Raw genomic sequence first — 26476 nt, forward strand, 5'->3', positions numbered from 1 at the left:
CGGCCGTCATCAATCGATGAACTGCAGGCGTGCAAGCTCCGCATACAGGCCGCCTTCAGCCAGCAGCTGCGCATGCGTGCCTTCGGCCACGATACGGCCATGGTCCATCACCACGATGCGGTCGGCCTTCAGTACGGTCGCCAGCCGGTGGGCGATGACCAGCGTGGTGCGTCCCGCCATCAAGCGTTCCAGCGCCTGCTGCACGCCATGTTCGCTCTGTGCATCCAGCGCGCTGGTGGCTTCGTCGAGCAGCAGGATCGGTGCGTCCTTCAGCAAGGCACGGGCGATCGCAACGCGCTGCTGCTGGCCACCGGACAGGCGGGCACCGCGCTCGCCCAGTTCGCTGTCGTAGCCCTCTGGCAGCGCACGCAGGAAGGCGTCGGCCTCGGCGGCACGGGCTGCGTCCTCCACCTCGGCGTCACTGGCCTCCAGCCGACCATAGCGGATGTTGTCGCGTGCACTGGAGGCGAACAATGTCGGCTGCTGCGGCACCAGCGCCAGCTGCGCGCGAAGCTCGGCCGGATCGACCTCGCGCACATCGATGCCGTCCACGCAGATGCGGCCGCTTGCCGGATCGTGGAAGCGCAGCAGCATCGACAGCACCGTGCTCTTGCCGGCGCCTGACGGGCCGACCAGGGCGACGGTTTCACCCGGCCGCACGTGCAGGTTGAAATGATCCAGCGCGGCCTGGTCCGGTCGCTGCGGGTAGTTGAACACCACGTCGTCGAAATGGATCTCGCCACGCAGCGGCTGTGGCAGCGCACGCGGCTTGGCCGGCGCACGGATCTCGATGTCTTCCTGCAGCAGCTCGCCGATGCGGCCCATGCCGCCAGAGGCGCGCTGCAGTTCGTTCCACACTTCGGCCAGCGCACCGACCGAACCACCACCGATCAGTGCGTACAGCACGAACTGGCCCAACGTACCGGCGCTGAGCCGCCCGTCGATGACGTCGTGCGCGCCCAGCCACAGCACCCCGACAATCGCACCGAACACCAGCAGGATGGCGCTGGCGGTCACCAGCGACTGCGCGCCGATGCGCCGGCGCGCGGCACGGATCGCATCGCCCAGCGCATGGTCGAAACGGCCGCGTTCATAAGGCTCGCGCGCATGCGCCTGCACCGTACGCACGGCCCCCAGCGTTTCGCTGGCCAGGCTGTTGGCATCGGCGATGCGGTCCTGGCTGTTGCGGGCGACAACGCGCAGCTTGCGCGCGCCGATGATGATCGGCAGCACCGCCAGCGGGATGCCGAGCAGCGACCAGGCGGCCAGCCGCGGACTGGTGACGAACAACATCACCAGGCTGCCGACCACGGTGACGCTGCTGCGCAGCGCCACGGACATGGTCGAGCCGACCACGCTGCGCAGCAGTTCGCTGTCGGCGGTCAGGCGCGATACCAGCTCGCCGCTGCGGCTGCGGTCGTGGAAGCCGGCGCCAAGCTGGATCAGGTGCGCGTACAGCCGGCTGCGCAGATCCGCCACGACCTTCTCGCCGAGCAGCGAAACAAAGTAGAAGCGCGCCGCCGTCGCCAACGCCAGCACCACAGCGACCAGCATCAGCAATGCAAAGGCACGGTTGATCTGGCCACCGCTGCTGAAGCCGTGATCGATCATCTGCTTCACCGCCGGCGGCAGGCTCAGGGTTGCCGCCGAAGAAACGGCCAGGGCCAGCAGCCAGGCGCTGAACAATCCGCTGTGGCGGCGCACGAACGGCCACAGTGTGCGCAGGCTGCCGAGGCGGCGCAGCGGCGGGGAGGCCGGGCCGGTCGCCGGTGCGTCCTTGTCAGTCATCGAGGGGGTCATCTTGGATACGGATACGATCACGGGTGGCGTCGCGCAGGCGGATTTTCAATGCGTCGACCTGGTCTGCGGGCAATTCCACCCGCAATCTCACGCCATTGGCATCGAACCGTTCATCGCGCTTTTCGGCCGCGTGGGCCGGCAGCGCCGCATGCAGCGCGCCCAGGTCCTCGAATCCAGCGACCAGCTGCAGTCGCGCCATCGCCACCAGTGGCAGGCGCGGGGCGGTGCGCAGGCATTCGGCAGCGGCGCCGCCGTAAGCCCGCACCAGGCCACCGGCGCCCAGCTTGATGCCGCCGAACCAGCGGGTGACCACCACCATCACCCGGTCGAATCCCTGACCATCGATGGCGGCCAGGATCGGGCGGCCCGCGGTGCCGGCGGGCTCGCCGTCATCGCTGGAGCGATAGTCCTGGCCGTGCCGGTAGGCCCAGCAGTTGTGGGTCGCATCGGCTACCGATACGTCCTGCAGAAATGCCATCGCCGCAGACGCGCTCTCGATCGGCGCGGCATGCGCGATGAAGCGGCTGTGCTTGACGTCCAGGGTGTGGTTGACCGGTTGGGCGAGGGTGTCGGGCATTCCCTTCATTCTACGGGCTTGCCGCCGACGTGCTTCAGTCGTCCAGCAACGGCCGCACATCCTGTGGCAGGCGCGCCTCTGGATACGTCTGCAGGTAACGCTCCAGGCTCGCCCGGGCCAGGTCGCGCTGGCCGGCGTCGCGGCGCTCGCGGATCTTCTGCAGCCATTGCCGGCGTGGCAGCCGGGCATCGGCCTGCACTTCGGCCTGTACCGCGTCCGCGCTGAGGTTCGCGTCGCTTGCGCGGCGCATGACGCCAGGCGCGGTTCTGCCGGCCGCGTCCTGCTTGGCCGCGGTGAGCGCGACGCGGTCTTCGGCCGTGGCCTGTGCGGAGGGCATGGATTCGGCCGCCGCCGCAGTGGCCTTGCGCGCCCTCATCGTCGCGGCAGGTGCCGAATAGGCTTCGGCCGCGGGGGGCGCTGCCGCTGGCATCGGAGGCGGCGCAAACGCTGTGTCGGCTGCAGGCGCAGGTGGCGGTGCCGGCGCCATCATCGGAGCAGGTGCCTGCCGGGGTGCGGCAGGCGCGGGTTTCACCGCGTCCGCGATGGCCGGTGCCGGTGCTGCCTTGGCCGCCGCAGGTGCCGGTGCTGCGGCCGGTGCAGGTACCGGTGCGGCTTCGGTGGCCGCGACATCGGCGGTCGCGCTGTCGTAGGCCGTGCCTTCGGCGCTCGCATCGGCCGCCATTTCCTGTGCAGCCGGCGCGGTGGCAACTGCCTCGGCAGGGACCGAGGGCGGCTCTGGACGCATCTGCCAGGCGATGCCAACGGCGAACACCGTCGATGCGGCCACGCCGAATACGGCCGGCCAGCGGCGGCGCGGGCGCGGCGTGCCCGGTGCCACCGGCGCTGGGGCCGCCTCGCGTGCTGGCGTCTCCACGGCCGCACGCGCAGCGGCGAGGATCGCCGCATCCAGTGCCGGCGGAGGGCCCTGTTCGGTGCGGCGCCCAAGCAGGCGTGCCAGTTCGCGTTCTTCCGGCGTCAGTGCATCGTCTCGGTTCATGCGTTCAGTCCCGCACGCAGCTTGTCCATCGCATAGCGCAGCCGCGATTTCACGGTTTCCCGGCCAACGCCGGTGATCTGGCCGATCTCCTCCAGGCTCAGTTCCTGTTCCAGCCGCAGCTGCAGCACTTCGCGCTGTTCTGCGGGCAGTTCTTCCATCGCCAGCTGGATGCGGCGACGTTGCTCGAATTCGGACAATTCCGCTTCCGGTGTCTGCCCATCTTCCAGCGCGGCCAGGCGCAGGTCGGCATCGGCCGGTGCAGGGGGGCGGTGGCGGGCGGCGCGCCAGTGGTCGTTCAGGCGGTTGTGGGCGATGCGGAACAGCCAGGTGCTGAAGGCTGCATCGGCCTGCCAGCCTGCACGCGCGCTGATCACCCGCTGCCAGACGTCCTGGAACATCTCCTCGGCCAGCGCGGTGTCGCGCAGCTGCCGCAGCAGGAAGCCGAACAGGCGCTTGCGATGACGGGCATACAGGCTTTCGAACGCGTGCACTTCACCGGCGGCCCAGGCCAGCATCAAGGCTTCATCGGTTGGCAGGGCGCTGGCATCCACGCCGTACAGGGTAAGCCCTGCAGGCGGTGGCGCATAGCCAGCGATGGGGTGGGACAGGGCGACAGTCACGGCAGGAACCGGGAGGGGATCGACAGGAAAAACGCCCGAAGGCACGTTTCGGGGTTGCCGGGCTTCCATTGCCCCCCGGGTGGCGCGTTATGCTCGGTAATTCAGGGGAGGCGGCGCTCAGGCGGCGCCAAGAGAACGTCATTTGTCCACCGAAGCCGACCGCGCGCTGGAAGCGTCAAACAACGAGCCCGTGCTGAGCGCAGCGCTGGTGCGCGCGCTGCATGCGCTGCTGCCGGAAACGGCGATCGTGCGCGTCGGCTGGGACGATCCGCAGCTCGGCAGCGGGCAGGGCGGTTGGCCGATCGGCGGTGGCGAGGAGGACATCTGGCAGCCGCTGGCCGACCATGCTGAAGGCCGCCACGGCTGGGAATACGACGGCGCCCGGCTGCTGCTGTCGGTACGCGGCGCCACGCCTTCCCCGGCCTGGTGGGGACTGGCCCGGCAGGCCATGGAGCTGGCCCTGCAGCGGGGCCGCCAGGCGGGGCAGATCAAGGCGCTGGAAGAAGCTGAGCGGTTGCAGCAGGCCCTGTTCCAGATTGCCGACCTGGCCGGTGCCGACCTGGAAATGAGCGAGATGCTGCGCCACGTGCATGGCGTGCTGGGCACGCTGATGTATGCGCAGAACTGCTACATCGTCGAGTATGACGATGCCCGCCGGCAGATCCGCTTCCTGTACTTCGCCGACCAGGTCGATGACTTCGTCGCCGATCCGGCGCAGGGCTACGACATCGACCAGATGCCGCGCAGCCTGACAGTGGCGCTGCTGCGGCATGGCCGGCCGCTGAGCGGGCCGTCGCGCGAACTGCTGGCGCAGGTAGACCAGGAGCACGATCCGCAGCGCGGTCCGGAAAGCCTGGACTGGCTGGGCGTGCCGATGCTGCGCGATGGCCGGGTGTGTGGTGCGATCGTGGTGCAGAGCTACGAGCATGCCGACCGCTACGGTGAGGCCGAACGGGCCCTGCTGGGTTTTGTCGCCCAGCACGTGCAGACCGCCATGGACCGCCGCCAGGCGCAGGTGCGGCTGGAGCAGCAGGTGGAACGGCGCACGCAGGAGCTGCAGCGCGCCAATCTCAGCCTGCAGGATGAAGTGGCCGAGCGCCGCCGCGCCGAGCAGTTGCAGACCGCGCTGTACAACATCGCCGAAATGGCGATGTCCGCCGACAGCCTGGCGCAGTTCTACGGGCAGGTGCACGGCGTGGTCGGGCGCCTGCTGGATGCGCGCAATTTCTATATCGCGCTGGTCAATGCCGAGGGCGATGGGCTGGATTTCGTCTATTCGGTCGACGAGCACAACGCGAGTCGTGCGCCGCGCGCGTTCAGCCGCGGCCTGACCGAGTATGTGGTCCGCCATCGTCGGCCATTGCTGGCCTCGCGTGCGCAGATCGATGCGCTGCTGGAAACCGGCGAGGTGCGTGAATCCGGCGCACGTTCGCAGTGCTGGCTCGGCGTGCCGTTGCTGCGCGACGACGAAGTGGTCGGTGCGATCGTGGTGCAGAGTTACACCGAGCAGATCGCCTTCAGCGTGCATGACCAGCGCCTGCTGATCTTCGTTGCGCAGAACATCGGCACCGGTCTTGCGCGCCAGCGCGACCAGCAACGACTGCGCTCGGCGCATGCCGAGCTGGAAAAGCGGGTGGAGGAGCGCACCCGCGAGCTGGGCGAGGTGAACGAAAAGCTGCTGGGCCAGATCGCCGAGCGCCTGCGCGCCGAGCAGCGGCTGACCCACCAGGCGATGCACGACGCGCTGACCGGACTGCCCAATCGCCTGCACCTGCTGGACAGGCTGCAGGATGCGCTGGCGCTGGCCCGGCGCGAAGGCGGCCCGGTGTTCGCGGTGCTGTTCCTGGACCTTGACCGCTTCAAGCTGGTCAACGACAGCATCGGTCACGCCGCCGGCGATCGCCTGCTGGTGGAAGTGGCCAAGCGCATCGTGTCCATGGCCGGCGACAATGATGTGGTGGCGCGCCTGGGCGGTGATGAGTTCGCCGTGCTGCTGCACTGTCCGGAGGGCCTGGCGCAGGCGCTGGATTTCGGCCAGCGGCTGTTGCTGGCGCTGCAGGAATCGATGTGGATCGCCGGTCGCGAGCTGTTCCCCTCCGGCAGCCTGGGCATCGCCTTGTGGAACCCGCGCTATCGCACCGGCGAGGAACTGCTGCGCGACGCCGATGCGGCGATGTACCGGGCCAAGGCCCAGGGCCACGACCGCTGCTCGATCTTCGATGAGGAAATGCGCGAGCAGGCGCTGCGCAGCCTGGATCTGGAGGCCGACCTGCGGCGGGCGATCAACAACCGTGATTTCGTGCCGTTCTACCAGCCGATCGTGCGCCTCTCCGACGGCGAGGTGGTCGGCCACGAGGCCCTGCTGCGCTGGAAGCACGAGCGCCGTGGACTGCTGCTGCCGGGCGCGTTCCTGGAACTGGGCGAGGAAAGTGGCCTGATCGAACAGGTCGACTGGCTGATCTATGAGCAGGTCATTGCCGGCCTTGCCGACGGCGGGCGTGGCTATGTCTCGGTCAACGTGTCGCCACGGCATTTCCGCTCCGCCGAGTTCAGCGGGCGCCTGTATGGCCTGCTGGAGGCGAGCAACGCGGACCCGCGGCGGTTGCGCCTGGAAATCACCGAGGTGGCGCTGCTCGACGACGGTCCACACACGCTGCGCATCCTGAAGGGCCTGCGTGAACGCGGCATCCAGGTGCAGCTGGATGATTTCGGTACGGGCTTCTCGGCGCTGTCCTACCTGCACCGTTTCCCGATCAGCACGTTGAAGATCGACCAGAGCTTCATTGCCGGCCTGCACGGCCCGGAGGCGCAGAGCACGCGCGCGCTGGTCGAAGGCGTGCTGTCGCTGGCACGCACGCTGGGCATCGAGACGATCGGCGAAGGCATCGAGACCGAGGCGCAGCGTGACACGCTGTTCGAGCTCGGCTGCGACTACGGCCAGGGCTACCTGTTGGGCCGGCCGGCACCGTGGACGCGCGCGGCAGCCTGAGCCACCGCGCACGTAGTTTTCAACGCAGCGCCGCGCGGCGCTTCTCGTCGATCCACTTCGAGGCCTGGGCCGGCTGGTAGTTCTTCATCCAGGCCAGCATCTCCTCGATGTCCGAGCCGTACCACAGGTCCTGGCGCTGCTCGGGGTGCAGGAAGCGCTCTTCCACCATGCGATCGATCATGCCGATCAGCGGCGCATAGAAGCCGTCCACATCTAGGAACGCGCAGGGCTTGTTGCCGATGCCGAGCTGGCGCCAGGTCAGCATCTCGAAGATCTCTTCCATGGTGCCGAAGCCGCCGGGCAGGGCGACGAAGCCATCGGACAGATCGAACATGCGCGACTTGCGCTCATGCATCGAACCGACGATCTCCAGTTCGGTCAGGCCGCGATGGGCCACTTCCCAGTCGGCCAGCTGGCGCGGAATCACGCCGGTGACCTCACCGCCGGCGGCGAGCACGGCATTGGCCACGGTACCCATCAGACCGACATTGCCGCCGCCGTACACCAGGCGCATGCCGTCGCGGGCGATGCGATCGCCCAGCGCGATGGCGCGTTCGGTGTAGACCGGCTTGCTGCCAGCGTTGGAACCGCAGTACACACAGATCGACTTCATGGATCTTCCTGTCTTGGCCGGAAACGAAAACGCCCCGCGGTCAACCAGTGAAGCCGGTCGCAGGGCGGGGTGTCCGGGCAATTATGAGGCCTCGCCGTTGTTCTCTGTAGCGCCGGGTCATGCCCGGCGATATTTCGTTCAGATCACGGCCAGACCTTCAGCCGGGCAGCGCCCGGCTCTACGAGGGTCTGGGATTACGCGGCGGCAGCCTGTTCGCGGCGCGGCCCTTCACGCAGCGCACGGCCCACCATGCCCACCAGCAGGTCCAGCTCGCTGCTGTCCATGCCGAAGTGCGGGGTGAAGCGCAGCGAGTTCTCGCCACCATGGATCACGTTGATGCCGTGCTGGCGCAGCCATTCCTCGGTGGAATTGGCGCCATAGCACTTGAACTGCGGGGCCAGTTCGCAGGAGAACAGCAGGCCGGTGCCCTGCACCTTGGTGATCAGGCCGCCCAGTTCGTTCTTCAGCTGCTCCAGCTTGCGCACGGCCTCGGCACCGCGCTCGGCGATGTTGGTGCGGACCTGCGGGGTCAACTGGGCCAGGGTGGCGCAGGCCACGTCCAGCGCACGCGGGTTGCTGGTCATGGTGTTGCCGTAGATGCCCTTGCGGTACAGCTGCGCGGCGTGCTCGGTCACGGCCAGCACCGACAGCGGATACTGCGCAGCGTTCAATGCCTTGGAGTAGGTTTCCATGTCCGGCGCGTCCAGGCCTTCGAAGCCGGGATAGTCGACCACCGACAGCACACCGTGGGCGCGCAGGCCGGCCTGGATCGAGTCCAGCAGCAGCAGGCTGCCGTGGGCGCGGGTCAGTTCGCGGGCCAGGGCATAGAACGCCGGCGGCACGGAGCGGCCCGGGTCACCTTCGCCCATCACCGGCTCCAGGAACACCGCTTCGATGAACCAGTTGTTGTGCGCGGCATCCTCGAACACCTTGCGCAGGCCGGCCTCGTCGTACGGGGCGACGGTGATCACCGACTCCTCGCCACGGTAGCTGGCCAGGTGCTGCATGTAGGTCTTGCGGCTGGAATCGGAATACAGCGCCGGTCGGTCGGTGCGGCCGTGGAAGCTGCCCTTGATGACTACGCGCTTGATTGCCGCACCGGCGTGGCGGGCACCCGGGTCGGTCTGCAGCTTGGCGTTGACGTCGGCGATGCGCGCGGCCAGGCCAACCGCTTCAGAGCCGGAATTCAGGCACATGAAGCGCGTGAACGGGCAGCCGCCACGACGGTGGCCGATCTCGGCCCGCAGCGCGGTGATGAAGCGCTGCTGGGACAGGCTGGGGGTCATGATGTTGGCCATCACCTGCGGCCGTGACATCGCCTCCATGACGGCGTCCGGGGTGTGGCCGAAGCCCAGCATGCCGTAGCCGCCGGCGTCGTACAGCACCGCGCCTTTCAGGGTGACCACCCACGGGCCGCGCGCGGCCAGCGCCACGTACGGGGTCACCGCATCATCGGCGTAGAAATTGACGAAGCCGTCCTGCATGGCATCGATCTGCGCCTGCTCATCCTGTGCCAGCAGCGGCCCCAGCTCAGCCTGCACGCGCGCGAATTCGGCAGCGGCGGCATCGACCGCGGCGACCAGCTGCGGGTGGTTGGCGGCGAGGGCGGTCAGGGTTGCGTCATCCAGGCCGTTGGTGAGGCGGGTGCCGGGCTGGGCGCGGAGGGGGGCGAGGCGTTCGATGAAGCTCATTGCAGATCTCCTGAAACGTTGGGTCGCACGGGCCTTCAAAAGCAAAACGCGCGTCTTCACGCGCGCTTGGGGCGGGCTCGTGCAGCGGACTTCCTCGTCGATGCTAGCACTTGTTTTTTTGCGCGATAACCCCGCAAAAGACTGCTGCATAGCAGCATTTTGCGCGACGTTCGGTCTCGCTCGTGCCGGCTCGCAGACGCTGGACGTACAATGCGCGCCATTGTCGACCTGTTGCCGTCCACTGCCTTGAAGAAGTCCGATTTCCATTACGAACTGCCGGCCGAACTGATCGCCCAGGCCCCCTTGGCCGAACGCTCGGCGAGCCGCCTGCTGCTGGTGCCGCCGGCGCCGGCTGCCTTCACCGACCTGCAGGTGCGCGACCTGCCATCGCTGCTGCAACCGGGCGACCTGCTGGTGTTCAACGACACCCGGGTGATTCCGGCGCGCCTGTTCGGGCAGAAGGCCAGTGGTGGCCGCGTGGAGATCCTGATCGAGCGCCTGCTCGGCGGCCAGCAGGCCCGGGCCCAGGTCGGTGCCAGCAAGTCGCCGAAGGCCGGCAGCCGCATCGCCCTGGATGCCGGTGGCGAAGCCGAAGTGCTGGGGCGCGACGGCGAGTTCTACGTGCTGCAGTTCCATGTGCCGGAATCGCTGGAGCAGTGGCTGCTGCACGCCGGCCGGCTGCCGTTGCCGCCCTACATCCAGCGCGAGCCCGGCGTGGACGACCGCGAGCGCTACCAGACCGTGTTCGCGCGCGAAGTGGGCGCCGTGGCGGCACCGACCGCAGGCCTGCACTTCGATGAGGCGCTGCTGGCAGCACTGAAGGACAAGGGCGTGGATTTCGGTCACGTCACCCTGCACGTGGGCGCAGGCACGTTCCAGCCGGTGCGCGCCGACGACCTGAAGGACCACGTCATGCACCGCGAGTGGCTGAACGTCGGTGCCGAGCTGGTGCAGCAGGTGCGACGCACGCGTGCGGCCGGTGGCCGGGTGATCGGCGTCGGCACGACCGTGGTGCGCGCGCTGGAAAGTGCGATGCGTGAGGGGGAGTTGCTGCCGTTCGCTGGTGAAACGCAGATCTTCATCACCCCCGGCTACCGGATCCGCAGCGTCGACGCGATGGTGACCAATTTCCACCTGCCCGAAAGCACGCTGCTGATGATGATCTCGGCGTTTGCCGGCAAGGAGCGCGTGTTCGAGGCCTACCAGCACGCGATCGAGCAGCGCTACCGCTTCTTCAGCTACGGCGACGCGATGCTGCTGTTCCCGCAGGCGGGGTAGGGCGAGGCGGGTAGCGCCGGGCCATGCCCGGCGGGGCGCTGTTGCGGGTCATCCGCCGGGCATGGCCCGGCGCTACCGGAGCAGGAAAGGCGGTTTTGGGAGACAATGGGCGACTATTTGCCCGAACGACCGCTCCATGTCCCGATTGCAGTTCCAGCTCCAGACCCGTGATGGCCGCGCCCGCCGTGGCCGCCTGACCTTCCCGCGTGGCACGGTGGAAACGCCGGCCTTCATGCCGGTGGGGACCTATGGCTCGGTCAAGGGCATCCTGCCGGACCAGGTGCGTGCGCTGGGCGCCGAGATCATCCTCGGCAACACCTTCCACCTGTACCTGCGGCCGGGCCTGGACATCATCGCCGACCACGGCGGCCTGCACGGCTTCTGCCGCTGGGATGGCCCGATCCTGACCGACTCCGGTGGCTTCCAGGTGTTCTCGCTGGCCCACCGCCGCAAGATCACCGAGCAGGGCGTGACCTTCGCCTCGCCGACCGACGGTGCCCGGGTGTTCCTGGGCCCGGAGGAGAGCATGAAGATCCAGAAGGTGCTCGATTCGGACGTGGTGATGATCTTCGACGAGTGCACGCCGTACCCGGCCACCGAGGACGTCGCCCGCCGATCGATGGAACTGAGCCTGCGCTGGGCCCAGCGCAGCCGCAACGCGCATGACGAACTGGGCAACGATGCGGCTCTGTTCGGCATTGTCCAGGGCGGGGTGCACACCGACCTGCGCAGCCGTTCGGCCGAGGCCCTGCAGGGGATCGGCTTCGACGGCTATGCCATTGGCGGCCTGGCCGTGGGCGAACCGGAAGACGAGCGCAACGCCATGCTCGACCATCTGGACCCGGAGCTGCCGGCCGACCGTCCGCGCTACCTGATGGGCGTTGGCCGCCCTGAAGACCTGGTCGAGGGTGTCGCCCGCGGCGTGGACATGTTCGATTGCGTGATGCCGACCCGCAATGCGCGCAACGGCCACTATTTCACCTCGTTCGGCACCGTCCGCATCCGCAATTCGCAGTACGCGCGGGACATGGACCCGATCGAGCCGGGCTGTGGCTGCGTGGCCTGTGCCGGCGGCTATACGCGCTCGTACCTGCGCCATCTGGACCGCTGCAACGAGATGCTGGCGCCAATGCTTGGCACCCAGCACAACCTCTTCTATTACGAGAAGCTGATGGCCGACATCCGCGCAGCCATCGAGGCGGGAACCTTCCTGGCCTTCCGCGAGTCCTTCTACGCAGCACGCGGGGCGGTAGCGCCGCCCCTGTAAACCCGCAGCACCCCCTGCCAAACGGCCCAAGGACGAACGCCCGGGGCCGTGGCATACTTCAAGGCTGACCCAGATCCGCGGTCGACACCTCGTGCCCGTGAAACGGCCGAAGCGCCGCCCAACCAAAGGACCAACGATGAACCTGCTTGCCTTCCTGATTCCCGCCGCCCACGCCCAGGCCGCTGGCGGCCAACCGCAGGGCATGGGCCTGACCACGCTGCTGTTCCCGATCATCCTGATCGCCATCATGTACTTCCTGATGATCCGCCCGCAGATGAAGCGGCAGAAGGAGCACAAGGCCATGCTGGAGAAGATCAAGCGCGGCGACGAAGTGCTGACCAATGGCGGCATCGCCGGCAAGGTCACCGATATCGGCGACAACTTCGTCACCGTCGAAGTGGCCGAGAACGTGCGCATCCGCGTGCAGAAGGGCGCTGTCGGCAGCGTGCTGCCGACCGGCACTCTGGATTCGGCCAAGTAAGCCACTCCCTTTCTGAAGCACAACCGCGGCGCCGGGGATGGCGCCGCGCGGGACCCAAGCAATGCTCGAATTTCCACGCTGGAAGTACGTCGTCATCGTGATCGTACTGGCGCTCAGCACGCTGTACGCTCTGCCCAACATGTACCAGAAGGACCCGGCCATCCAGATCACCGCCAACCGTGGCGGGCAGATCGACGATGCGCTGCGCGACCGTGTGCTGGCCGACCTGAAGAAGGCCGGTGTCACCACGATCGGTGCAGAGAAGGAAGGGGACAGCCTGATCGTCCGCCTGTCGGACCTGAAGTCGCAGTCTGCCGCCAGCGATACGCTGCGTGACAGCGTGGGCGAGAACTACACGGTTGCCCTGAACCTGGCCTCGACCGTGCCGGACTGGCTGGCCAAGCTCGGCGGCCGCCCGATGGTGCTGGGCCTGGACCTGCAGGGCGGCGTGCACTTCGTGCTGCAGGTCGACCAGAAAGCCGCGCTGGACAAGCGCCTGGACGCCTACACCGAGGACGTGCGCAGCACCCTGCGTGATGCGCGCATCGCCTACCAGTCGGTCGAGCGTCGTGCCGACAACACCATCGTCGCCAACCTGAGCCCCTCGGCCGGCGAAGACGCCGGTACCCGAGCCCGCGCCGCGCTGGCCAAGGCGCAGCCGACCCTCGGCTATGACGTCAGTGGCAACCGCATCACGGTCTCCATTCCGGAAGCGGAGATCGCGCAGATCGCCAACGGCGCCATCGAGCAGAACATCAACACCCTGCGCAACCGCGTGAACCAGCTCGGCGTGTCCGAGCCGATCATCCAGCGCCAGGGTGCTGATCGCGTGGTGGTGCAGCTGCCGGGCGTGCAGGACACGGCCGAAGCCAAGCGCATGATCGGTGCCACCGCCACCCTGGAATACCGGGCCGTGGTGGAAGGCAACGCGCAGGACGCCATCGCGTCGGGTCGTATTCCGCCGGAAGCGAAGGTCTACCAGCGCCGTGACAACGGCGGCCCGGTGCTGCTGAACAAGCGCGTGATCGTCACCGGTGACCAGATGGTGGCCGCGCAGGCGGTGACCGACTCCACCAGCGGCACCCCGGCAGTCAGCGTGACGCTGAACAACGTCGGTGGCCAGCGCATGTTCGACTTCACCAGCGCGAACGTGAACAAGCCGATGGCGGTGGTCTACACCGAGCGCGTGCCGACCGTGACCGTCGTCGACGGTGAGGAAGTGCGTGGCTTCAAGGTCAACGAGGAAGTGATCTCGGTGGCCAACATCAACGGCGTGTTCGGCAAGAACTTCCAGACCACCGGTCTGCAGAAGAAGGAAGCCGAGGACCTGGCCAAGCTGCTGAAGTCGGGCTCGCTGGCTGCGCCGATGGACTTCGTCGAAGAGCGCGTGGTCGGCCCGAGCCTGGGCGCGGAGAACGTCAAGAACGGCATCACCGCGGTGGTCTACGCGTTCATGTTCACCCTGGTGTTCTTCACCATCTACTACCGCATGTTCGGCCTCATTACTTCGATCGCGATGTTGTTCAACCTGCTGATCGTGGTGGCGGTGATGTCGCTGTTCGGCGCGACCATGACCCTGCCGGGCTTCGCCGGCCTGGCCTTGTCGGTCGGTCTGTCGGTCGACGCCAACGTGCTGATCAACGAGCGTATCCGTGAAGAACTGCGTGCCGGCGTGCCCGGCAAGACCGCGATCGTGACCGGTTACGAACGTGCGTCGGGCACCATCCTCGACGCCAACCTGACCGGCCTGATCGTCGGTGTGGCGCTGTTCGCATTCGGTACCGGTCCGCTGAAGGGCTTCGCGCTGACCATGATCATCGGTATTTTCGCTTCCATGTTCACCGCGATCACCGTATCGCGTGCACTGGCGACGCTGATCTACGGCCGTCGCAAGAAGCTCCAGAACGTGGCCATCTGACGGGACGACACGCACATGAAACTGTTTCCGCTGCACATCCTCCCGAACGATACCAAGATCGACTTCATGCGCTGGCGCCATGTCGCGATGGTCGTCACGATCATCGTGTTCCTGGCCTCGATCGGCATCATCGGCTTCAAGGGCTTCAACTACGCTCTGGACTTCACCGGCGGCACCCTGATCGAAGCCCGCTTCGAACACGCGGTGGATGTCGAGGACGTCCGCAGCAAACTTGAGCAGAACGGCTTCGACGGCGCCCAGGTACAGAGCGTCGGTGGCAACACCGACCTGCTGATCCGCCTGGCCCCGCACGGTGAGCACGCCCCGGGTACCGGCGGCGCTTCGGCCGAGGACAAGGCGACTGCCGCGGCCGTGGTCAAGGCGGTCTCTTCGGCTGACAACCAGGCCACCGTGCTGCGCAACGAGTTCGTTGGCCCGCAGATCGGCAAGGACCTGGCGATGAATGGCCTGTACGCCACCATCTTCATGCTGGCCGGCTTCCTGATCTACATCGCGGTGCGTTTCGAATGGAAGTTCGCGGTCACCGCGAGCATCGTGGCGATGTTCGACCTGATCGTGACGGTGGCCTACGTGTCGCTGCTGGGCCGTGAGTTCGACCTGACCGTGCTGGCCGGCCTGCTGTCGGTGATGGGCTTTGCGATCAACGACATCATCGTGGTGTTCGACCGCGTCCGCGAGAACTTCCGCAGCCTGCGCGTGGAGCCGATGGAAGTGCTGAACCGTTCGATCAACCAGACGCTGTCGCGTACGGTGATCACCGCGGTGATGTTCTTCCTGTCCGCACTGGCCCTGTACCTGTACGGTGGCAGCTCGATGGAAGGCCTGGCCGAGACGCACATGATCGGTGCGGTGATCGTGGTGCTGTCCTCGATCCTGGTGGCGGTGCCGATGCTGACGGTCGGCGCGCTGCGCGTGACCAAGCAGGACCTGCTGCCCAAGGCCAAGGACGTCGAGGCCCTGGCGCGCCGTCCGTAAGCATCTGCTGCACGCAGTACACAGAAAACCCCGCGCAAGCGGGGTTTTTTGTTGGCAGGGCTGCGCCCTGCACCCGCCGAGGCAAGAGCAACGTCAACGTCCAAAGCGGAGCTGGCTTTCTGCTGGCTGGGCGGGGCCATGTGGGTTGGCAGGACACGCCGTAAACCCGTCCATGGGGGCTCGATGGCGCCATCCATGGCGCCAACGGTCCTGCCAACCCACATGGCCCCACCCCCGAAAGATTCCTGCGGCTGCCGGTAGGTGTCGACCTTGGTCGACACGTCTGTCAGATATCGAATGAACTCATCCGTGTCGACCAAGGTCGACACCTACCAGGGCCGGACGCTGTTCCAACAGATCGCGGGTAACTGTCGAAGGCGGGGTGGGTCCGGTTGAGGGGGCGTGAGCCGCATGGATGCGGCGACCGAGCTTACATGGACGTACTTGCAGCGTCCCCCTCAACCGGACCCACCCCGCCAATCCACAGGAACCCGGCTTCTGCCGTCGACGTTGCCTCTGCGGGTGCAGGGTGCAACCCTGCAGAACAAACTCCACCCTACGCCGCCGTCGGTTGTGCAATCTTCCCCCGCGCACTACGATCCTGCGGTTCGCGCGCACGCGCGCGCCACGTATTCCTGCTGAGCGCCCCGCGCGCCGCACCTGCCAACCCGAGGTCTTCATGGTCATCAAACCGCGCGTCCGCGGCTTCATCTGCGTCACCACCCACCCGACCGGCTGCGACGCCGCCGTCAAGCAGCAGATCGACTACATCCGTGCGCGCCCGCCGATCCAGAACGGCCCCAAGCGCGTGCTGGTGATCGGCGCCTCGACCGGCTATGGCCTGGCCGCGCGCATCACGGCCGCCTTCGGCAGTGGCGCGGCAACCCTGGGCATCTTCTTCGAGCGCCCAGGCAGTGAAACCAAGCCGGGCACGGCGGGCTGGTACAACTCGGCGGCGTTCCACAAGTACGCCGACGAAGCGGGTCTGTATGCCAAGAGCATCAACGGCGATGCGTTCTCCGATGAGGTGAAGGCCAAGACCATCGAGATGATCAAGGCCGATCTCGGCCAGGTCGACCAGGTGGTCTACAGCCTGGCTGCACCGCGCCGCAAGCATCCCAAGACGGGCGAGATCATCAGCTCCACGCTGAAGCCGATCGGCGAGCCGATCACCCTGCGTGGCCTGGATACCGACAAGGAAGTGCTGACCGAAACCCACCTGCAGCCGGCCACCCCGGAAGAAATCGCCGGCACCGTCGCGGTGATGGGCGGCGAGGACTGGCAGATGTGGATCGACGCGCTGGCCGATGCCGGCGTGCTGGCCAACGGCTGCACCACCACGGCCTTCACCTATGTGGGCGAAGAGATCACCCAGGCGATCTACTGGAATGGCTCCATCGGTGCTGCCAAGAAGGATCTGGACGACAAGGTGCTGGGGCTGCGCGAGAAGCTGGCCAGGATCGGCGGCGATGCGCGCGTATCGGTGCTGAAGGCGGTGGTGACCCAGGCCAGCTCGGCCATTCCGACCATGCCGCTGTACCTGTCGCTGCTGTTCAAGGTGATGAAGGAAAAGGGCACCCACGAAGGCTGCATCGAGCAGCTCGACGTGCTGTACGACATCCTTTACGGCGCAAAGGCCGATGGCGTGGCGGTCGATCGCCTGCGCCACGATCTGGTCGATGGCGATGGCCATACCGTTGCGCTGATCGATGAGGAAGGACGCCTGCGCGCCGACTACAAGGAAATGGCCGCTGACGTGCAGGGCAAGGTGCTGGCGCTGTGGCCGCAGGTGACCAACGAGAACCTGTACGAGATCAGCGACCTGGCCGGCTACAAGGCCGATTTCCTGCGCCTGTTCGGTTTCGGTGTCGAAGGCGTCGACTACGAAGCCGACGTCAACCCGGACGTGAAGATCGACAACCTGGTCGATCTGACCTGATCAACGGAGAAGGCCGGCGCAAGCCGGCCTTCTTTATGGGTAGCGCCGGGCCATGCCCGGCGAGCGCAGCGGTCTGCAGGCCACCCGCCGGGCATGGCCCGGCGCTACCGGTGAGGTGTCAGCCGAACTCGAAGTTCATCGCCGGCGCTGCCGGGCCGACGAAATCACCCTGCACGTAATCCACGCCGGCACTGAACAGCAGTGTCATCGAGTTGGCGTCGCTGACGAACTCGGCGATGGTGCGGATGCCCGCTTCCTGCGCGCGTGCGGTGATCTGGCTGACCCGGTCGATGTTCTCGCGGGTGGCGGCCAGGTCGCTGGTGAAACCGCGATCGAGCTTGAGGAACTGCGGCTGGAAGTGGGCCAGCAACTGGAACGAATCCAGGCCCGAGCCGAACTGTTCCAGGCCGATCCGGCAGCCGAGCGGTGCCACTTCCGTCAGGAACTGCTGGGCGCTGCGCAGGTGGGTGAACACCTTCGATTCCGGTGCATGCAGCCACAGGCGTTCGCCCGGCACGCCGTGCGCCTGCAGCTGCTGGCGCAGCGCGGCGATCATCTTCGGATCATCGAACGATTCCGGCGTGACCTTCACCAGCACCTGGGTGGGATGACCCTCGCGGGCACGCGCGCCCAGCACCGCGATTGCCTGCGACACGACCCAGCGGTTGATGTCCGCCAGCAGGCCATGTTCTTCGGCAATGCCGAGGAAGGCGGTCGGGCTCAGCAGCTCTCCGTTGTGTTCCAGCCGCAGGTAGGCTTCATACAGCTCCAGCGACTCGCCCTGCAGGTTCAGCACCGGCTGGTAATGCAACTGGAAGCCATCGCCTGCCAGGGCTTCGCGGATGCGCGCGACCCAGCGCTGCACGCGCTCTTCCTCCACGCGATCAACAGCGGCCGGGTCAAAGATGCGGCAGGTATTGCCGAGGGCGGCTGCGGCCTGCGTGCATTCGCTGGCGCGCGCCAGCACCTGGCCGATGCTGGCGATCTTCTCGCCCACCTGCACCCCGCCAATGCTGACGGTCACCGTGGCCGAGCGCGCGCCGATGCTGAAGACGTGTGCGGCGTAGGCCTCGCGGATGCGCTCGGCCAGTGCCACGGTCTGCGCATAGGGGCCGGACTGCAGTACGGCGAAACTGTGTTCGCCGAATCGGGCCAGCTGCGCATCGTCGCCAACGACGTCGGCCAGCAGGGCGGCGAGGGCGCCGATCAGGGCGTCGGCCGAGGCCAGTCCGATATCCGGGAGCAGGCGCGCGTAATGGTCCGGCTCGACCATCAGCAGGCCGAACTGGCCTTCGCTGCGCCCGGCCTGGGCAACCGCGTCCTCGACCTGCAGCATGAAGGTGGGGCGGTTGAGCAGGCCGGTGACCTGGTCGCGCTGGCGCAGGTCCTCGACCTCGCGCGCCAGCTCCGGGTCGAATTCCATGCGCCGGCGGAACACCACCTGCAGGCAGGATTCGCCCTCGTAGGTGGCTGCGGTGAATTCCATCGTCGCCGGGAAGGCGCTGCCGTCCTGGTGGCGGGCATCCAGCTGGTACTGCGGCGGCGGTGCTTCGCCGCGGCTGAGCGACTTCAGCAGCTGCTTGAAATCATCCACGTGCTGGGCGGCAACCATGTCCAGCAACGAGATGCCTTCGACCTCCTCGAAATCCTCGTAACCGAACATTTCCAGGTAGGCATCGTTGGCGCGGATATGCATGCCTTCGTGGACATAGGCGATCGGCTCGCGCGAAGAGGCGATCAGCGCGTCGCAGCGACGCTCGGTCTCGCGCATCTGCGCTTCGATCCGTCGCAGGCCGCGCCGCGCCTGCAGGTCGACCCACTGGTCGCGGACCACCGCCAGCAGGTGTTCGCCGCGCTGGCGCAGGGCGAGGGCGCGAACCCCGTTGCTGCTGGCCTGTACCAGTTCGTCCTCGTCGATGCGTTCGGCCAGCAGCACCAGCGGGATGTCCTTGCCGCTGGCGGCGATGTGCTGGGCCACCAGTGGCAGCGGAATGCTCTGCGAGGGCGCAGCCAGCACCAGGTCGATCGCCTGGCTGGCCAGCACCTGCGACAGCTCGGCCGAGTCCTGCGGGCGCCATGGGCGCACGGCGATGCCGCTGTTGCGCAGGGTGCTGACGATGGCTTCGGCGTTCTCGCCGCTGTCATCGACGATCAGCAGGCGGATGGTGATGTCGTTCGCGTTCTGCATGCACTGCTCCCCAATCTGCAAATCTAGATACACGATGCGTGGCGGCGCGTCCATGCGCGCAACGGTTGCGTGCATGGAACGGCGATGCGGTTCACACCACGCCGCCGGCCGCGTGCCCGCTGGCCCAGGCCCACTGGAAGTTGTAGCCACCCAGCCAGCCGGTCACGTCCAGCACCTCGCCGACGAAATGCAGGCCGGGTACGCGCTTGGATTCCAGCGTCGAGGAAGAGACCTCGTTGGTATCGACGCCGCCCAGGGTGACTTCGGCGGTGCGGTAGCCCTCGGTGCCGCTGGCCACCAGTGGGAACGCTGAAAGCACCTGTGCGGCCTTGCGCAGTTCCGGCTCGTCCAGCTGGCGTACCGGGCGGTCGGGCAGCCAGTGCTCGCACAGGCGCTGCGCCAGCCGCTTGGGCAGCACATCGCCCAGCACCGTGCGCAGTTCCGCGGCGGGGCGTTCGCGTTTCATCCGGCGCAGCCATTCGGCGGCATCCTGGCCGGGCAGCAGATCCAGCGACAGCGCGTCGCCGGGCTGCCAGAACGAGGAGATCTGCAGGATGGCCGGGCCACTGACGCCGCGATGGGTCAGCAGCATGAAGTTGCGGAAACTCGTGCCATTGCAGCTGGCCTCGACCGGCAGGGCGACGCCGCTGAGCTCGGCCAGGCGCTCCTGGTGGGTGCCGCTGAGGGTCAACGGCACCAGGCCGGCGCGGGTGGGCAGCACCTGGTGGCCGAACTGGCGCGCGATCTCATAGCCGAATCCGGTTGCACCCAGGCTGGGAATGGACAGGCCGCCGGTAGCGACCACCAGCGAGGCGCAATGGAACAGGCCGAGCGTGGTGTGCACGCGGAAGCCGTCAGTGCCGTGCTCGATGCGCTCCACGCTGCACTGCGTGCGGATCTGCACGCCGGCCTGCTGGCATTCGTCCACCAGCATCTTCACGATCTGCTTGGACGAGACATCGCAGAACAGCTGGCCCAGTTCCTTCTCGTGATAGGCGATGCCGTGGCGCTCGACCATCTCGATGAAGTGGTACGGCGAGTAACGCGCCAGCGCCGACTTGCAGAAATGCGGATTGGCCGACAGGAAGTTGGCCGGGGTGGTGCCGGTGTTGGTGAAGTTGCAGCGGCCACCGCCGGACATCAGGATCTTCTTGCCGATCTTGTTGGCATGGTCGATCACCTGCACATGCCGGCCTCGCTGGCCCGCCGTGATCGCGGTCATCAGCCCGGCAGCGCCGGCACCGATCACCAGTACGTCGCAGCGGATCGTGCTCATGCCTTGGCGCGCTTTCGCCAGTTGGGGATCACGTCCAGCTGCATCTGATCGTTGAGCAGCTGCACTTCGGCGTCCTGGATCAGCACGCTCCAGCGCATCGCACGCTGGATCTGCTGGCCCCACAGATCGACGAAGCCGCCGTCCAGGTCGATCACCGACAGGTTGTCGAAGCGGGCCAGGCCCTTGCCCTGCTTCTGCCACCAGATGTCCGATGCATTGCCGCCGTAGTTGACCACCTGCACCTGCCGGCTGCGGTTGCTGGCCTTGCGGATGCGCGACTCGTCCGGATGGCCGAGGTCGATCCACTGCAGGATGTCGCCGGTGTAGTCGTGTTCCCACAGGTCCGGTTCGTCGTCGGTGCTCAGGCCGCGGCCGAATTCCAGGCGGTCGCCAGCGTTCAGCGCGAAGGCGAGCAGGCGCACCATCAGGCGTTCGTCGGTTTCGGACGGATGCTGGGCCAGGGTCAGGTTGTGGGTCGCGTAGTAGCCGCGATCCATGTCGCTGATCTGTAGTTCGGCCTTGCGGATGGTGGCGGTGAGGGCCATGAAGATCCAGAGGGGTAAAGACCGTCAATGATAGAGGTTTGCCCCGGGGGTGTCCGGTATGGGGGTGTCGGCAGGGCGTGATCGGTGGCACGCTGGCCGCCCTGATGCTTCCGGCGTGCCCTGTCGTATGTCCCTGCCCAGCCGACTTCAGCTGCCGCCCGGTAACTGGGTTTCCCTGCTGGAGGGCCTGTGTGCGCGCTTCCCGCGCATCGACCGGCTGCAATGGGAGAGTCGCTTCGCACGCGGGCGGATACAGGACGCACAGGGCAGGGCGCTGGCACCGGACATGCCGTGGCAGGTGGGGCTGGAGATCCGCTACTTCCGTGAAGTGGCCGATGAGCCGGTGATTCCCTTCGAAGAGAACATCCTGCATCACGACGCTCACCTGCTGGTGGCCGACAAGCCGCACTTCCTGCCGACTGCGCCGGCCGGCGCATTTGTGCGCCAGACCCTGCTGGCACGCCTGGTCGAGCGCACCGGCAACGCCGACCTGGTGCCGTTGCACCGGCTGGACCGGCTGACGGCCGGCCTGGTGCTGTTTTCCACCCAGCCGCAAACGCGCGACGCGTACCAGAGGCTGTTTCGTGAGCGCCGCATCGAGAAGACCTACGAGGCGCTGGCGCCGGCCTTGCCGGACCTGCGGTTTCCGCTGGAGCGGCGTAGCCGGCTGCAGCCGGGGGAACCGTTCTTCCGTATGGCTGAAGTTCCCGGCGAGCCGAATGCGCTGACCCGTGTCGAGGTCATTGATGCGCACGGCCCGGTCTGGCGCTACCGGCTTGCGCCCGAGTCCGGGCGCAAGCATCAGCTGCGCGTCCATATGGCCGCGCTCGGGGCGCCGATCCTGGGGGACGAGCTCTATCCGCAGCTGCACGTGCGGCCAGAGGGTGCGGCCGAGCCGCCGTTGCAGCTGCTGGCGCAGATGTTGATCTTCGATGATCCGTTGACCGGCCAGCGACGCAGCTTCCGCAGCACGCGCACCTTGTGCGTTCCCGGCTGACGCACAGCCGGATTCACCTGCCCGGTCGTCGCGCCAGCCAGCGGTCCAGCTCGGCAGCGAACAACTGGCGGTCGCGCGCGCCGAGCGGCGGTGGCCCGCCGGTCTGGACGCCGGCGCCACGCAGTTCTTCCATGAAATTGCGCATCGACAGCCGCTCGGCCATGTTGTTGGGGGTGTACAGCTGGCCGCGCGGGTTCAGGGCCACGCCCTTCTTCTCCAGCACCAGGGCCGCCAAGGGGATGTCCTGGGTGACCACCAGGTCGCCGGCAGCCATCCGTTCGACAATGGCGCTGTCAGCCACATCCAGTCCCTGCGGAACCTGGATGGAGCGCAGCCAGCGCGAAGGCGGGGTGCGGATCCACTGGTTGGCGACCAGGGTCAGCTCCACGCCGACCCGTTCAGCTGCGCGGAACAGGATGTCGCGGATGACAACAGGGCAGGCGTCTGCGTCCACCCAGATGCGGGGGAGCAGGGGTTCAGCTCGGGTTTCAGCTTCAGTCATTTACCCAGTGTAGGGTAGGAAAAACCTGAATGGGGACCCGGGTTTAGCCTCGATCTGGTGCAACCCCTTGCCCTGCCTAGGGGCTGGCCGTTTGACGCTGAATATCATGGCTATCGCTTTTTGCTCAAAACACGCGTATCGTCTGGCCCACTGTGTTTGCTAGGGTCACCGTGAATCGTGGCCTGGTGCAGTTGATCTCACGATCCGCTCATCGATCCGCTTTACCAACGCCTGCAACTCAGTCTCGGCCCCGATACCCGGTGGCTGCGATTTTTTTCAACATGTGTTTCAGGAGTTAGTAAATATGTCTGATCGTCAGACCGGCACTGTCAAGTGGTTCAACGACGCCAAGGGCTTCGGCTTCATCACCCCGGAAAGCGGCCCGGACCTGTTCGTGCATTTCCGCGCGATCCAGGGCACCGGCTTCAAGACCCTGCAGGAAGGCCAGAAGGTTACCTTCGTCGCCGTCCAGGGCCAGAAGGGTATGCAGGCTGACCAGGTGCAGGCGGTCTAATCCGTCTGCTACCGTTTGGTAGCCAGAACGCCGGGAGCGAAAGCTCCCGGCGTTTTTCGTTTGCGTCGCACGACGGGTTCAACCCGCAGCCAGCGCTCGCTCCAGCAGCTGGGTTATTTCCTGGTACTCGGCGCGTTCGGCTGCCGGAATGCGCGACAGGATCTCGCGCAGGACATCAACCACCTCCGGACCCACCGGCACTTCCATCCATTGCAGGTGATAGGCCGCCAGTATCCGGCTGTCGTCATCGCTGGAATGGAGCTGACTGAACAGCAGCGGCAACGCTTCGGGCTTCATGCATTCACCCAGCGCGTCGGTGCAGCGTTGCTGCCAGAACGCGGGCTGCGCTGCGATCATCTTCTGCAGGCGCTGCCAATCGTGCGCTTCGAATCTGCGCAGGACGCCCTTGGCAACGTGTTCGCAGATGTACTGCGTCCAGTTGTGGTCCTCGGATTGCCCGAGGTAACCAAGCAGTGCATCGAACGGCGGGGTGTCCATGCTGGCAGGCCTTCCACGGCCGGGCAGGGTAGCAGACACCTGCGTGCACCAGGCCGCGCTACCATCGGGCACCTTTCTGCGGAAGCCGCCCATGCGCATCGTCCATCATCTGGAAAATTCCCGTTCGCTTCGCGTGCTGTGGATGCTGGAAGAGCTGGGGCTGGACTACGAACTGCGCCGCTACCCGCGCGACCCGAAGACCCTGCTGGCGCCGCCGGAACTGCGCCAGGTGCATCCGCTGGGCAAGGCGCCGGTGCTGCAGGATGGCGACCTCATCCTGGCCGAATCCGGCGCCATCCTTGACTACCTGGTTGACCGCTACGACGTGCATCGCCAGCTGTCGCCGTCGCCGGTACCGGCCGAAGGCAAAGAGCGCATCGATTACCGCTACTGGCTGCACTATGCCGAAGGTTCGGCCATGCCGCCGATGCTGCTGACCCTGGTGATCAGCCGCATCCGCAGCGCGCCGATGCCATTCTTCGCGCGGCCGATCGCCCGCAGCATCGCCGACAAGGCCGAGCGCGGTTTCATCGGCCCGCAGCGACGCCTGCATCTGGACTGGATGGAACGGCGCCTGGCCGAAAGCCCGTGGTTTGCAGGCGAACGCTTCACCGCTGCGGACATCCAGATGAGCTTCCCGATCCAGGCGGCGGCCGCACGCGGCGGCGGGCTGGACGACAAGCCGGCATTGCGTGGCTTCCTCAAGCGCATCGGCGAGCGCCCGGCCTACCGGCGCGCCGAGGCGCACGGCGGGGCATTGCAGGCCCTGCGCGGCGATTGAGGATGGCCGTCGCCGCCCCCATGCTTTGCCCATGGATACCACTGCCCCCCAGTTCGACAACCGCCTGCTGAATCTGCTGCCGGGCGATCCCGAGTCCGGTCCGCGCCGGCGCGAGGTGCTGGGTGCGGCCTGGTCGTCGGTGATGCCGACGCCTGTCGCAGCGCCGGTACTGCTGGCGTGGTCGCCGGAGGTTGCCGGGATGCTGGGGTTCGATCCTGCGCAGGTCGATGACGAAGGCTTCGCCGAGGTGTTCGGCGGCAACGCGCTGTATGCGGGCATGCAGCCGTGGGCGGCCAACTATGGGGGCCATCAGTTCGGCCATTGGGCCGGTCAGCTCGGTGATGGTCGCGCCATCTCGCTGGGCGAGGTGATCGCCCCCGATGGCCGGCACTGGGAGCTTCAGCTGAAGGGTGCCGGGCCGACCCCGTACTCGCGCGGCGCCGACGGCCGTGCGGTGCTGCGCTCGTCGATCCGTGAATTCCTGTGCAGCGAGGCCATGCATCACCTGGGTGTGCCGACCACGCGCGCCCTGTCGCTGGTCGGCACCGGCGAAGACGTGGTGCGCGACATGTTCTACGACGGTCATCCGCGCGCGGAGCCCGGCGCGATTGTCTGCCGGGTATCGCCCTCGTTCCTGCGCTTTGGTTCGTTTGAACTGCCTGCTTCACGTGGCGAGACCGCACTGCTGAAGCAATTGGTCGAGGCGTGCATCGCCCGCGATTTCCCGGAGCTGAAGGGGCAGGGCGAAGCGCTGTATGGCGACTGGTTCGCACAGATCGCCGTGCGTACCGCAGAGATGATCGCGCACTGGATGCGCGTGGGCTTCGTGCATGGGGTGATGAACACCGACAACCTTTGCGTGCTCGGCGTGACGCTGGACTATGGCCCCTATGGCTGGGTCGAAGACTTCGACCCGGACTGGACCCCGAACACCACCGATGCGCAGGGACGCCGCTATCGTTTCGGCACCCAGCCGCAGGTGGCGTACTGGAATCTCAACCGGCTTGCGCAGGCGCTGTCGCCGTTGTTCGCCGACGTGCAGCCGCTGCAGGCAGGGCTGGCCGCTTACCAGGCGACCTTTGTCGCCTGCACCCGTCGCGATGTTGCGGCCAAGCTGGGGCTGGCCGCGGCCGATGATGCCGATCTGCAGCTTTACCAGCGCTGGCAGCAGCTGATGCAGGACGGCGGCATGGACATGACCCTGGCATGGCGTGCGTTGATGCGCATCGATGCCAACGCACCCGATGCAAGCGTATTGGCCGAGGTCTTTTACGACGCCGAGCGCCAGCACGCGGTGCAGGAACCTCTGCAGCAGTGGCTGCGGGAGTACGCGGCGCGGCTGCGTGCCGATCCGCTGCCGGCAGCCGAGCGTGTCGCGAAGATGGGCGCGGCCAATCCACTGTATGTGCTGCGCAACTGGCTGGCGCAGGAAGCGATCGACCGCGCCGAGCAGGGCGACCTGGGCGGTGTGCATGCCCTGCAGGACGTACTGCGTGATCCGTACACCGAACGCCCGGGGCTGGAACATTACGCCGGCAAGCGGCCGGCGTGGGCTGACGACCGCGCAGGCTGTTCGATGCTTTCCTGCAGTTCGTAGGGTTTTCCTTTGCAGGGCTGCGCCCTGCACCCGCTGTAGTGCCGGCCGCTGGTCGGCAACCTCAGCAGCAGCAACAGCAACAGCAACAGCAACGTCGGGATTCCGAGGGATGGCAGGGCACTGTGGGTTTGCGGGGGCGCCGTGAATCCGTCCATGGAGGCTTGGTCGCCGCATCCATGCGGCTCACACCCCGCAAACCCACAGTGCCCCGCCTTCGACAGTTGGCCGCGATCTGCCGGATCTGACCCCGATCTGTTTCGAGATCTGTGGCTCTGGCTCCAGGCAGGTGCAGGGCTGCAAAGCCCTGCAAACACCTCGCCTACAACGATGGTAGTACCTATTCAGTGCGATATTCGCACACGCAGTCGATTACCGCACTTGAATGGTGCAGTGCGATAAACCTACTTTCATT

General features: G+C 66.8%; 22 protein-coding genes. 11 read left to right on the top strand and 11 right to left on the bottom strand.

Annotation, left to right across the window (positions count from 1 at the left end; all coding sequences use genetic code 11):
• Positions 1 to 9: 9 nt before the first annotated feature.
• The 4 genes from D0Y85_RS08515 to D0Y85_RS08530 are packed head-to-tail and all read right to left on the bottom strand — an operon-like array spanning position 10 to position 3889.
• Complete coding sequence (locus tag D0Y85_RS08515) at positions 10 to 1788, bottom strand: ABC transporter transmembrane domain-containing protein (protein WP_117310147.1); 1779 nt, start codon at positions 1786 to 1788, stop codon at positions 10 to 12.
• Positions 1781 to 2377, bottom strand: a complete 597-nt coding sequence (locus tag D0Y85_RS08520; protein WP_117310148.1) for a YigZ family protein — start codon at positions 2375 to 2377, stop codon at positions 1781 to 1783. Before D0Y85_RS08520 ends, D0Y85_RS08515 begins: the two co-directional genes overlap by 8 nt.
• A 34-nt stretch (positions 2378 to 2411) precedes the next feature.
• Entirely contained in the window at positions 2412 to 3374 is a 963-nt protein-coding gene (locus D0Y85_RS08525; protein ID WP_117310149.1) for a hypothetical protein, read from the bottom strand.
• Positions 3371 to 3889, bottom strand: coding sequence for an RNA polymerase sigma factor (locus tag D0Y85_RS08530; protein WP_229291374.1), 519 nt, complete (start codon positions 3887 to 3889; stop codon positions 3371 to 3373). Before D0Y85_RS08530 ends, D0Y85_RS08525 begins: the two co-directional genes overlap by 4 nt.
• Positions 3890 to 4136: 247 nt before the next feature.
• Here D0Y85_RS08530 and D0Y85_RS08535 point away from each other — a divergent pair, with 247 nt between their 5' ends.
• Positions 4137 to 6983, top strand: coding sequence for an EAL domain-containing protein (locus D0Y85_RS08535; RefSeq protein ID WP_117310150.1), 2847 nt, complete (start codon positions 4137 to 4139; stop codon positions 6981 to 6983).
• A 19-nt stretch (positions 6984 to 7002) separates the two neighbouring features.
• Here D0Y85_RS08535 and D0Y85_RS08540 read toward each other — a convergent pair whose 3' ends face one another.
• Together D0Y85_RS08540 and D0Y85_RS08545 are read right to left on the bottom strand one after the other, a co-directional pair.
• Complete coding sequence (locus D0Y85_RS08540) at positions 7003 to 7596, bottom strand: TIGR00730 family Rossman fold protein (protein ID WP_025875132.1); 594 nt, start codon at positions 7594 to 7596, stop codon at positions 7003 to 7005.
• 194 nt (positions 7597 to 7790) lie between these two features.
• On the bottom strand, positions 7791 to 9287 hold the full coding sequence (locus tag D0Y85_RS08545) for an aminotransferase class III-fold pyridoxal phosphate-dependent enzyme (protein ID WP_117310151.1): 1497 nt from the start codon (positions 9285 to 9287) through the stop codon (positions 7791 to 7793).
• Between the two features lie 210 nt (positions 9288 to 9497).
• On the opposite strand from D0Y85_RS08545, the gene queA reads away from it, so the two are divergent.
• From queA to fabV, 6 genes are all read left to right on the top strand, one after another.
• Positions 9498 to 10565, top strand: a complete 1068-nt coding sequence (gene queA, locus D0Y85_RS08550; protein WP_093819902.1) for a tRNA preQ1(34) S-adenosylmethionine ribosyltransferase-isomerase QueA — start codon at positions 9498 to 9500, stop codon at positions 10563 to 10565.
• 136 nt (positions 10566 to 10701) lie between these two features.
• Positions 10702 to 11832 carry a tRNA guanosine(34) transglycosylase Tgt gene (gene tgt / locus D0Y85_RS08555; protein ID WP_025875126.1) on the top strand — a complete coding sequence of 377 codons (1131 nt, stop codon included), beginning with the start codon at positions 10702 to 10704 and terminating at the stop codon, positions 11830 to 11832.
• Positions 11833 to 11968: 136 nt separating this feature from the next.
• Entirely contained in the window at positions 11969 to 12313 is a 345-nt protein-coding gene (yajC, locus tag D0Y85_RS08560) for a preprotein translocase subunit YajC (protein WP_025875124.1), read from the top strand.
• A gap of 61 nt (positions 12314 to 12374) precedes the next feature.
• A complete protein-coding gene (gene secD / locus D0Y85_RS08565) occupies positions 12375 to 14231 on the top strand; it encodes a protein translocase subunit SecD (RefSeq protein WP_162887630.1) in 1857 nt (618 codons plus the stop codon).
• Positions 14232 to 14246: 15 nt separating this feature from the next.
• Positions 14247 to 15227 (top strand): protein translocase subunit SecF, encoded by a 981-nt coding sequence (gene secF / locus D0Y85_RS08570; protein WP_025875120.1) that lies wholly within the window; start codon positions 14247 to 14249, stop codon positions 15225 to 15227.
• Positions 15228 to 15906: 679 nt separating this feature from the next.
• Positions 15907 to 17166 carry an enoyl-ACP reductase FabV gene (fabV, locus tag D0Y85_RS08575; RefSeq protein ID WP_025875119.1) on the top strand — a complete coding sequence of 420 codons (1260 nt, stop codon included), beginning with the start codon at positions 15907 to 15909 and terminating at the stop codon, positions 17164 to 17166.
• A gap of 118 nt (positions 17167 to 17284) precedes the next feature.
• Here fabV and D0Y85_RS08580 read toward each other — a convergent pair whose 3' ends face one another.
• The 3 genes from D0Y85_RS08580 to D0Y85_RS08590 all read right to left on the bottom strand — a co-directional run bounded on the left by D0Y85_RS08580 (position 17285) and on the right by D0Y85_RS08590 (position 21175).
• Positions 17285 to 19354 carry an EAL domain-containing protein gene (locus D0Y85_RS08580; RefSeq protein ID WP_117311886.1) on the bottom strand — a complete coding sequence of 690 codons (2070 nt, stop codon included), beginning with the start codon at positions 19352 to 19354 and terminating at the stop codon, positions 17285 to 17287.
• Positions 19355 to 19445: 91 nt separating this feature from the next.
• Positions 19446 to 20630, bottom strand: a complete 1185-nt coding sequence (locus D0Y85_RS08585; RefSeq protein WP_117310153.1) for an NAD(P)/FAD-dependent oxidoreductase — start codon at positions 20628 to 20630, stop codon at positions 19446 to 19448.
• Positions 20627 to 21175: a YaeQ family protein gene (locus D0Y85_RS08590; RefSeq protein WP_117310154.1), complete on the bottom strand. Its 549-nt coding sequence runs from the start codon at positions 21173 to 21175 to the stop codon at positions 20627 to 20629. Before D0Y85_RS08590 ends, D0Y85_RS08585 begins: the two co-directional genes overlap by 4 nt.
• Before the next feature lie 127 nt (positions 21176 to 21302).
• On the opposite strand from D0Y85_RS08590, the gene D0Y85_RS08595 reads away from it, so the two are divergent.
• Positions 21303 to 22172: a pseudouridine synthase gene (locus D0Y85_RS08595; RefSeq protein WP_117310155.1), complete on the top strand. Its 870-nt coding sequence runs from the start codon at positions 21303 to 21305 to the stop codon at positions 22170 to 22172.
• Positions 22173 to 22185: 13 nt separating this feature from the next.
• Here the strand turns inward: D0Y85_RS08595 and D0Y85_RS08600 are convergent, their stop codons facing one another.
• Entirely contained in the window at positions 22186 to 22674 is a 489-nt protein-coding gene (locus tag D0Y85_RS08600) for a YaiI/YqxD family protein (RefSeq protein WP_025875110.1), read from the bottom strand.
• Between the two features lie 304 nt (positions 22675 to 22978).
• Here D0Y85_RS08600 and D0Y85_RS08605 point away from each other — a divergent pair, with 304 nt between their 5' ends.
• Positions 22979 to 23188, top strand: coding sequence for a cold-shock protein (locus D0Y85_RS08605; protein WP_025875108.1), 210 nt, complete (start codon positions 22979 to 22981; stop codon positions 23186 to 23188).
• A gap of 78 nt (positions 23189 to 23266) precedes the next feature.
• Here D0Y85_RS08605 and D0Y85_RS08610 read toward each other — a convergent pair whose 3' ends face one another.
• Complete coding sequence (locus tag D0Y85_RS08610) at positions 23267 to 23686, bottom strand: hypothetical protein (RefSeq protein WP_051585111.1); 420 nt, start codon at positions 23684 to 23686, stop codon at positions 23267 to 23269.
• A 91-nt stretch (positions 23687 to 23777) separates the two neighbouring features.
• Here D0Y85_RS08610 and D0Y85_RS08615 point away from each other — a divergent pair, with 91 nt between their 5' ends.
• Complete coding sequence (locus tag D0Y85_RS08615; protein WP_025875105.1) at positions 23778 to 24467, top strand: glutathione S-transferase; 690 nt, start codon at positions 23778 to 23780, stop codon at positions 24465 to 24467.
• Between the two features lie 31 nt (positions 24468 to 24498).
• Complete coding sequence (locus tag D0Y85_RS08620; RefSeq protein ID WP_117310156.1) at positions 24499 to 26064, top strand: YdiU family protein; 1566 nt, start codon at positions 24499 to 24501, stop codon at positions 26062 to 26064.
• Positions 26065 to 26476: the final 412 nt, after the last annotated feature.

The sequence above is a fragment of the Stenotrophomonas sp. G4 genome (assembly GCF_003428825.1).
GTDB classification, from domain to species: domain Bacteria; phylum Pseudomonadota; class Gammaproteobacteria; order Xanthomonadales; family Xanthomonadaceae; genus Stenotrophomonas; species Stenotrophomonas indicatrix.

What these genes read in the sequence shown, in the direction of transcription:
- D0Y85_RS08590 (WP_117310154.1), bottom strand. Translation starts at nt 21,175, where the DNA reads ATGGCCCTCACCGCCACCATCCGCAAGGCCGAACTACAGATCAGCGAC.
- D0Y85_RS08525 (WP_117310149.1), bottom strand. Translation starts at nt 3,374, where the DNA reads ATGAACCGAGACGATGCACTGACGCCGGAAGAACGCGAACTGGCACGC.
- D0Y85_RS08600 (WP_025875110.1), bottom strand. Translation starts at nt 22,674, where the DNA reads ATGACTGAAGCTGAAACCCGAGCTGAACCCCTGCTCCCCCGCATCTGG.
- D0Y85_RS08520 (WP_117310148.1), bottom strand. Translation starts at nt 2,377, where the DNA reads ATGCCCGACACCCTCGCCCAACCGGTCAACCACACCCTGGACGTCAAG.
- D0Y85_RS08610 (WP_051585111.1), bottom strand. Translation starts at nt 23,686, where the DNA reads ATGGACACCCCGCCGTTCGATGCACTGCTTGGTTACCTCGGGCAATCC.
- secF (WP_025875120.1), top strand. Translation starts at nt 14,247, where the DNA reads ATGAAACTGTTTCCGCTGCACATCCTCCCGAACGATACCAAGATCGAC.
- D0Y85_RS08620 (WP_117310156.1), top strand. Translation starts at nt 24,499, where the DNA reads ATGGATACCACTGCCCCCCAGTTCGACAACCGCCTGCTGAATCTGCTG.
- D0Y85_RS08530 (WP_229291374.1), bottom strand. Translation starts at nt 3,889, where the DNA reads ATGCTGGCCTGGGCCGCCGGTGAAGTGCACGCGTTCGAAAGCCTGTAT.
- D0Y85_RS08580 (WP_117311886.1), bottom strand. Translation starts at nt 19,354, where the DNA reads ATGCAGAACGCGAACGACATCACCATCCGCCTGCTGATCGTCGATGAC.
- fabV (WP_025875119.1), top strand. Translation starts at nt 15,907, where the DNA reads ATGGTCATCAAACCGCGCGTCCGCGGCTTCATCTGCGTCACCACCCAC.
- D0Y85_RS08545 (WP_117310151.1), bottom strand. Translation starts at nt 9,287, where the DNA reads ATGAGCTTCATCGAACGCCTCGCCCCCCTCCGCGCCCAGCCCGGCACC.
- secD (WP_162887630.1), top strand. Translation starts at nt 12,375, where the DNA reads ATGCTCGAATTTCCACGCTGGAAGTACGTCGTCATCGTGATCGTACTG.
- D0Y85_RS08585 (WP_117310153.1), bottom strand. Translation starts at nt 20,630, where the DNA reads ATGAGCACGATCCGCTGCGACGTACTGGTGATCGGTGCCGGCGCTGCC.
- D0Y85_RS08515 (WP_117310147.1), bottom strand. Translation starts at nt 1,788, where the DNA reads ATGACTGACAAGGACGCACCGGCGACCGGCCCGGCCTCCCCGCCGCTG.
- yajC (WP_025875124.1), top strand. Translation starts at nt 11,969, where the DNA reads ATGAACCTGCTTGCCTTCCTGATTCCCGCCGCCCACGCCCAGGCCGCT.
- D0Y85_RS08540 (WP_025875132.1), bottom strand. Translation starts at nt 7,596, where the DNA reads ATGAAGTCGATCTGTGTGTACTGCGGTTCCAACGCTGGCAGCAAGCCG.
- tgt (WP_025875126.1), top strand. Translation starts at nt 10,702, where the DNA reads ATGTCCCGATTGCAGTTCCAGCTCCAGACCCGTGATGGCCGCGCCCGC.
- D0Y85_RS08605 (WP_025875108.1), top strand. Translation starts at nt 22,979, where the DNA reads ATGTCTGATCGTCAGACCGGCACTGTCAAGTGGTTCAACGACGCCAAG.
- queA (WP_093819902.1), top strand. Translation starts at nt 9,498, where the DNA reads ATGCGCGCCATTGTCGACCTGTTGCCGTCCACTGCCTTGAAGAAGTCC.
- D0Y85_RS08615 (WP_025875105.1), top strand. Translation starts at nt 23,778, where the DNA reads ATGCGCATCGTCCATCATCTGGAAAATTCCCGTTCGCTTCGCGTGCTG.
- D0Y85_RS08595 (WP_117310155.1), top strand. Translation starts at nt 21,303, where the DNA reads ATGTCCCTGCCCAGCCGACTTCAGCTGCCGCCCGGTAACTGGGTTTCC.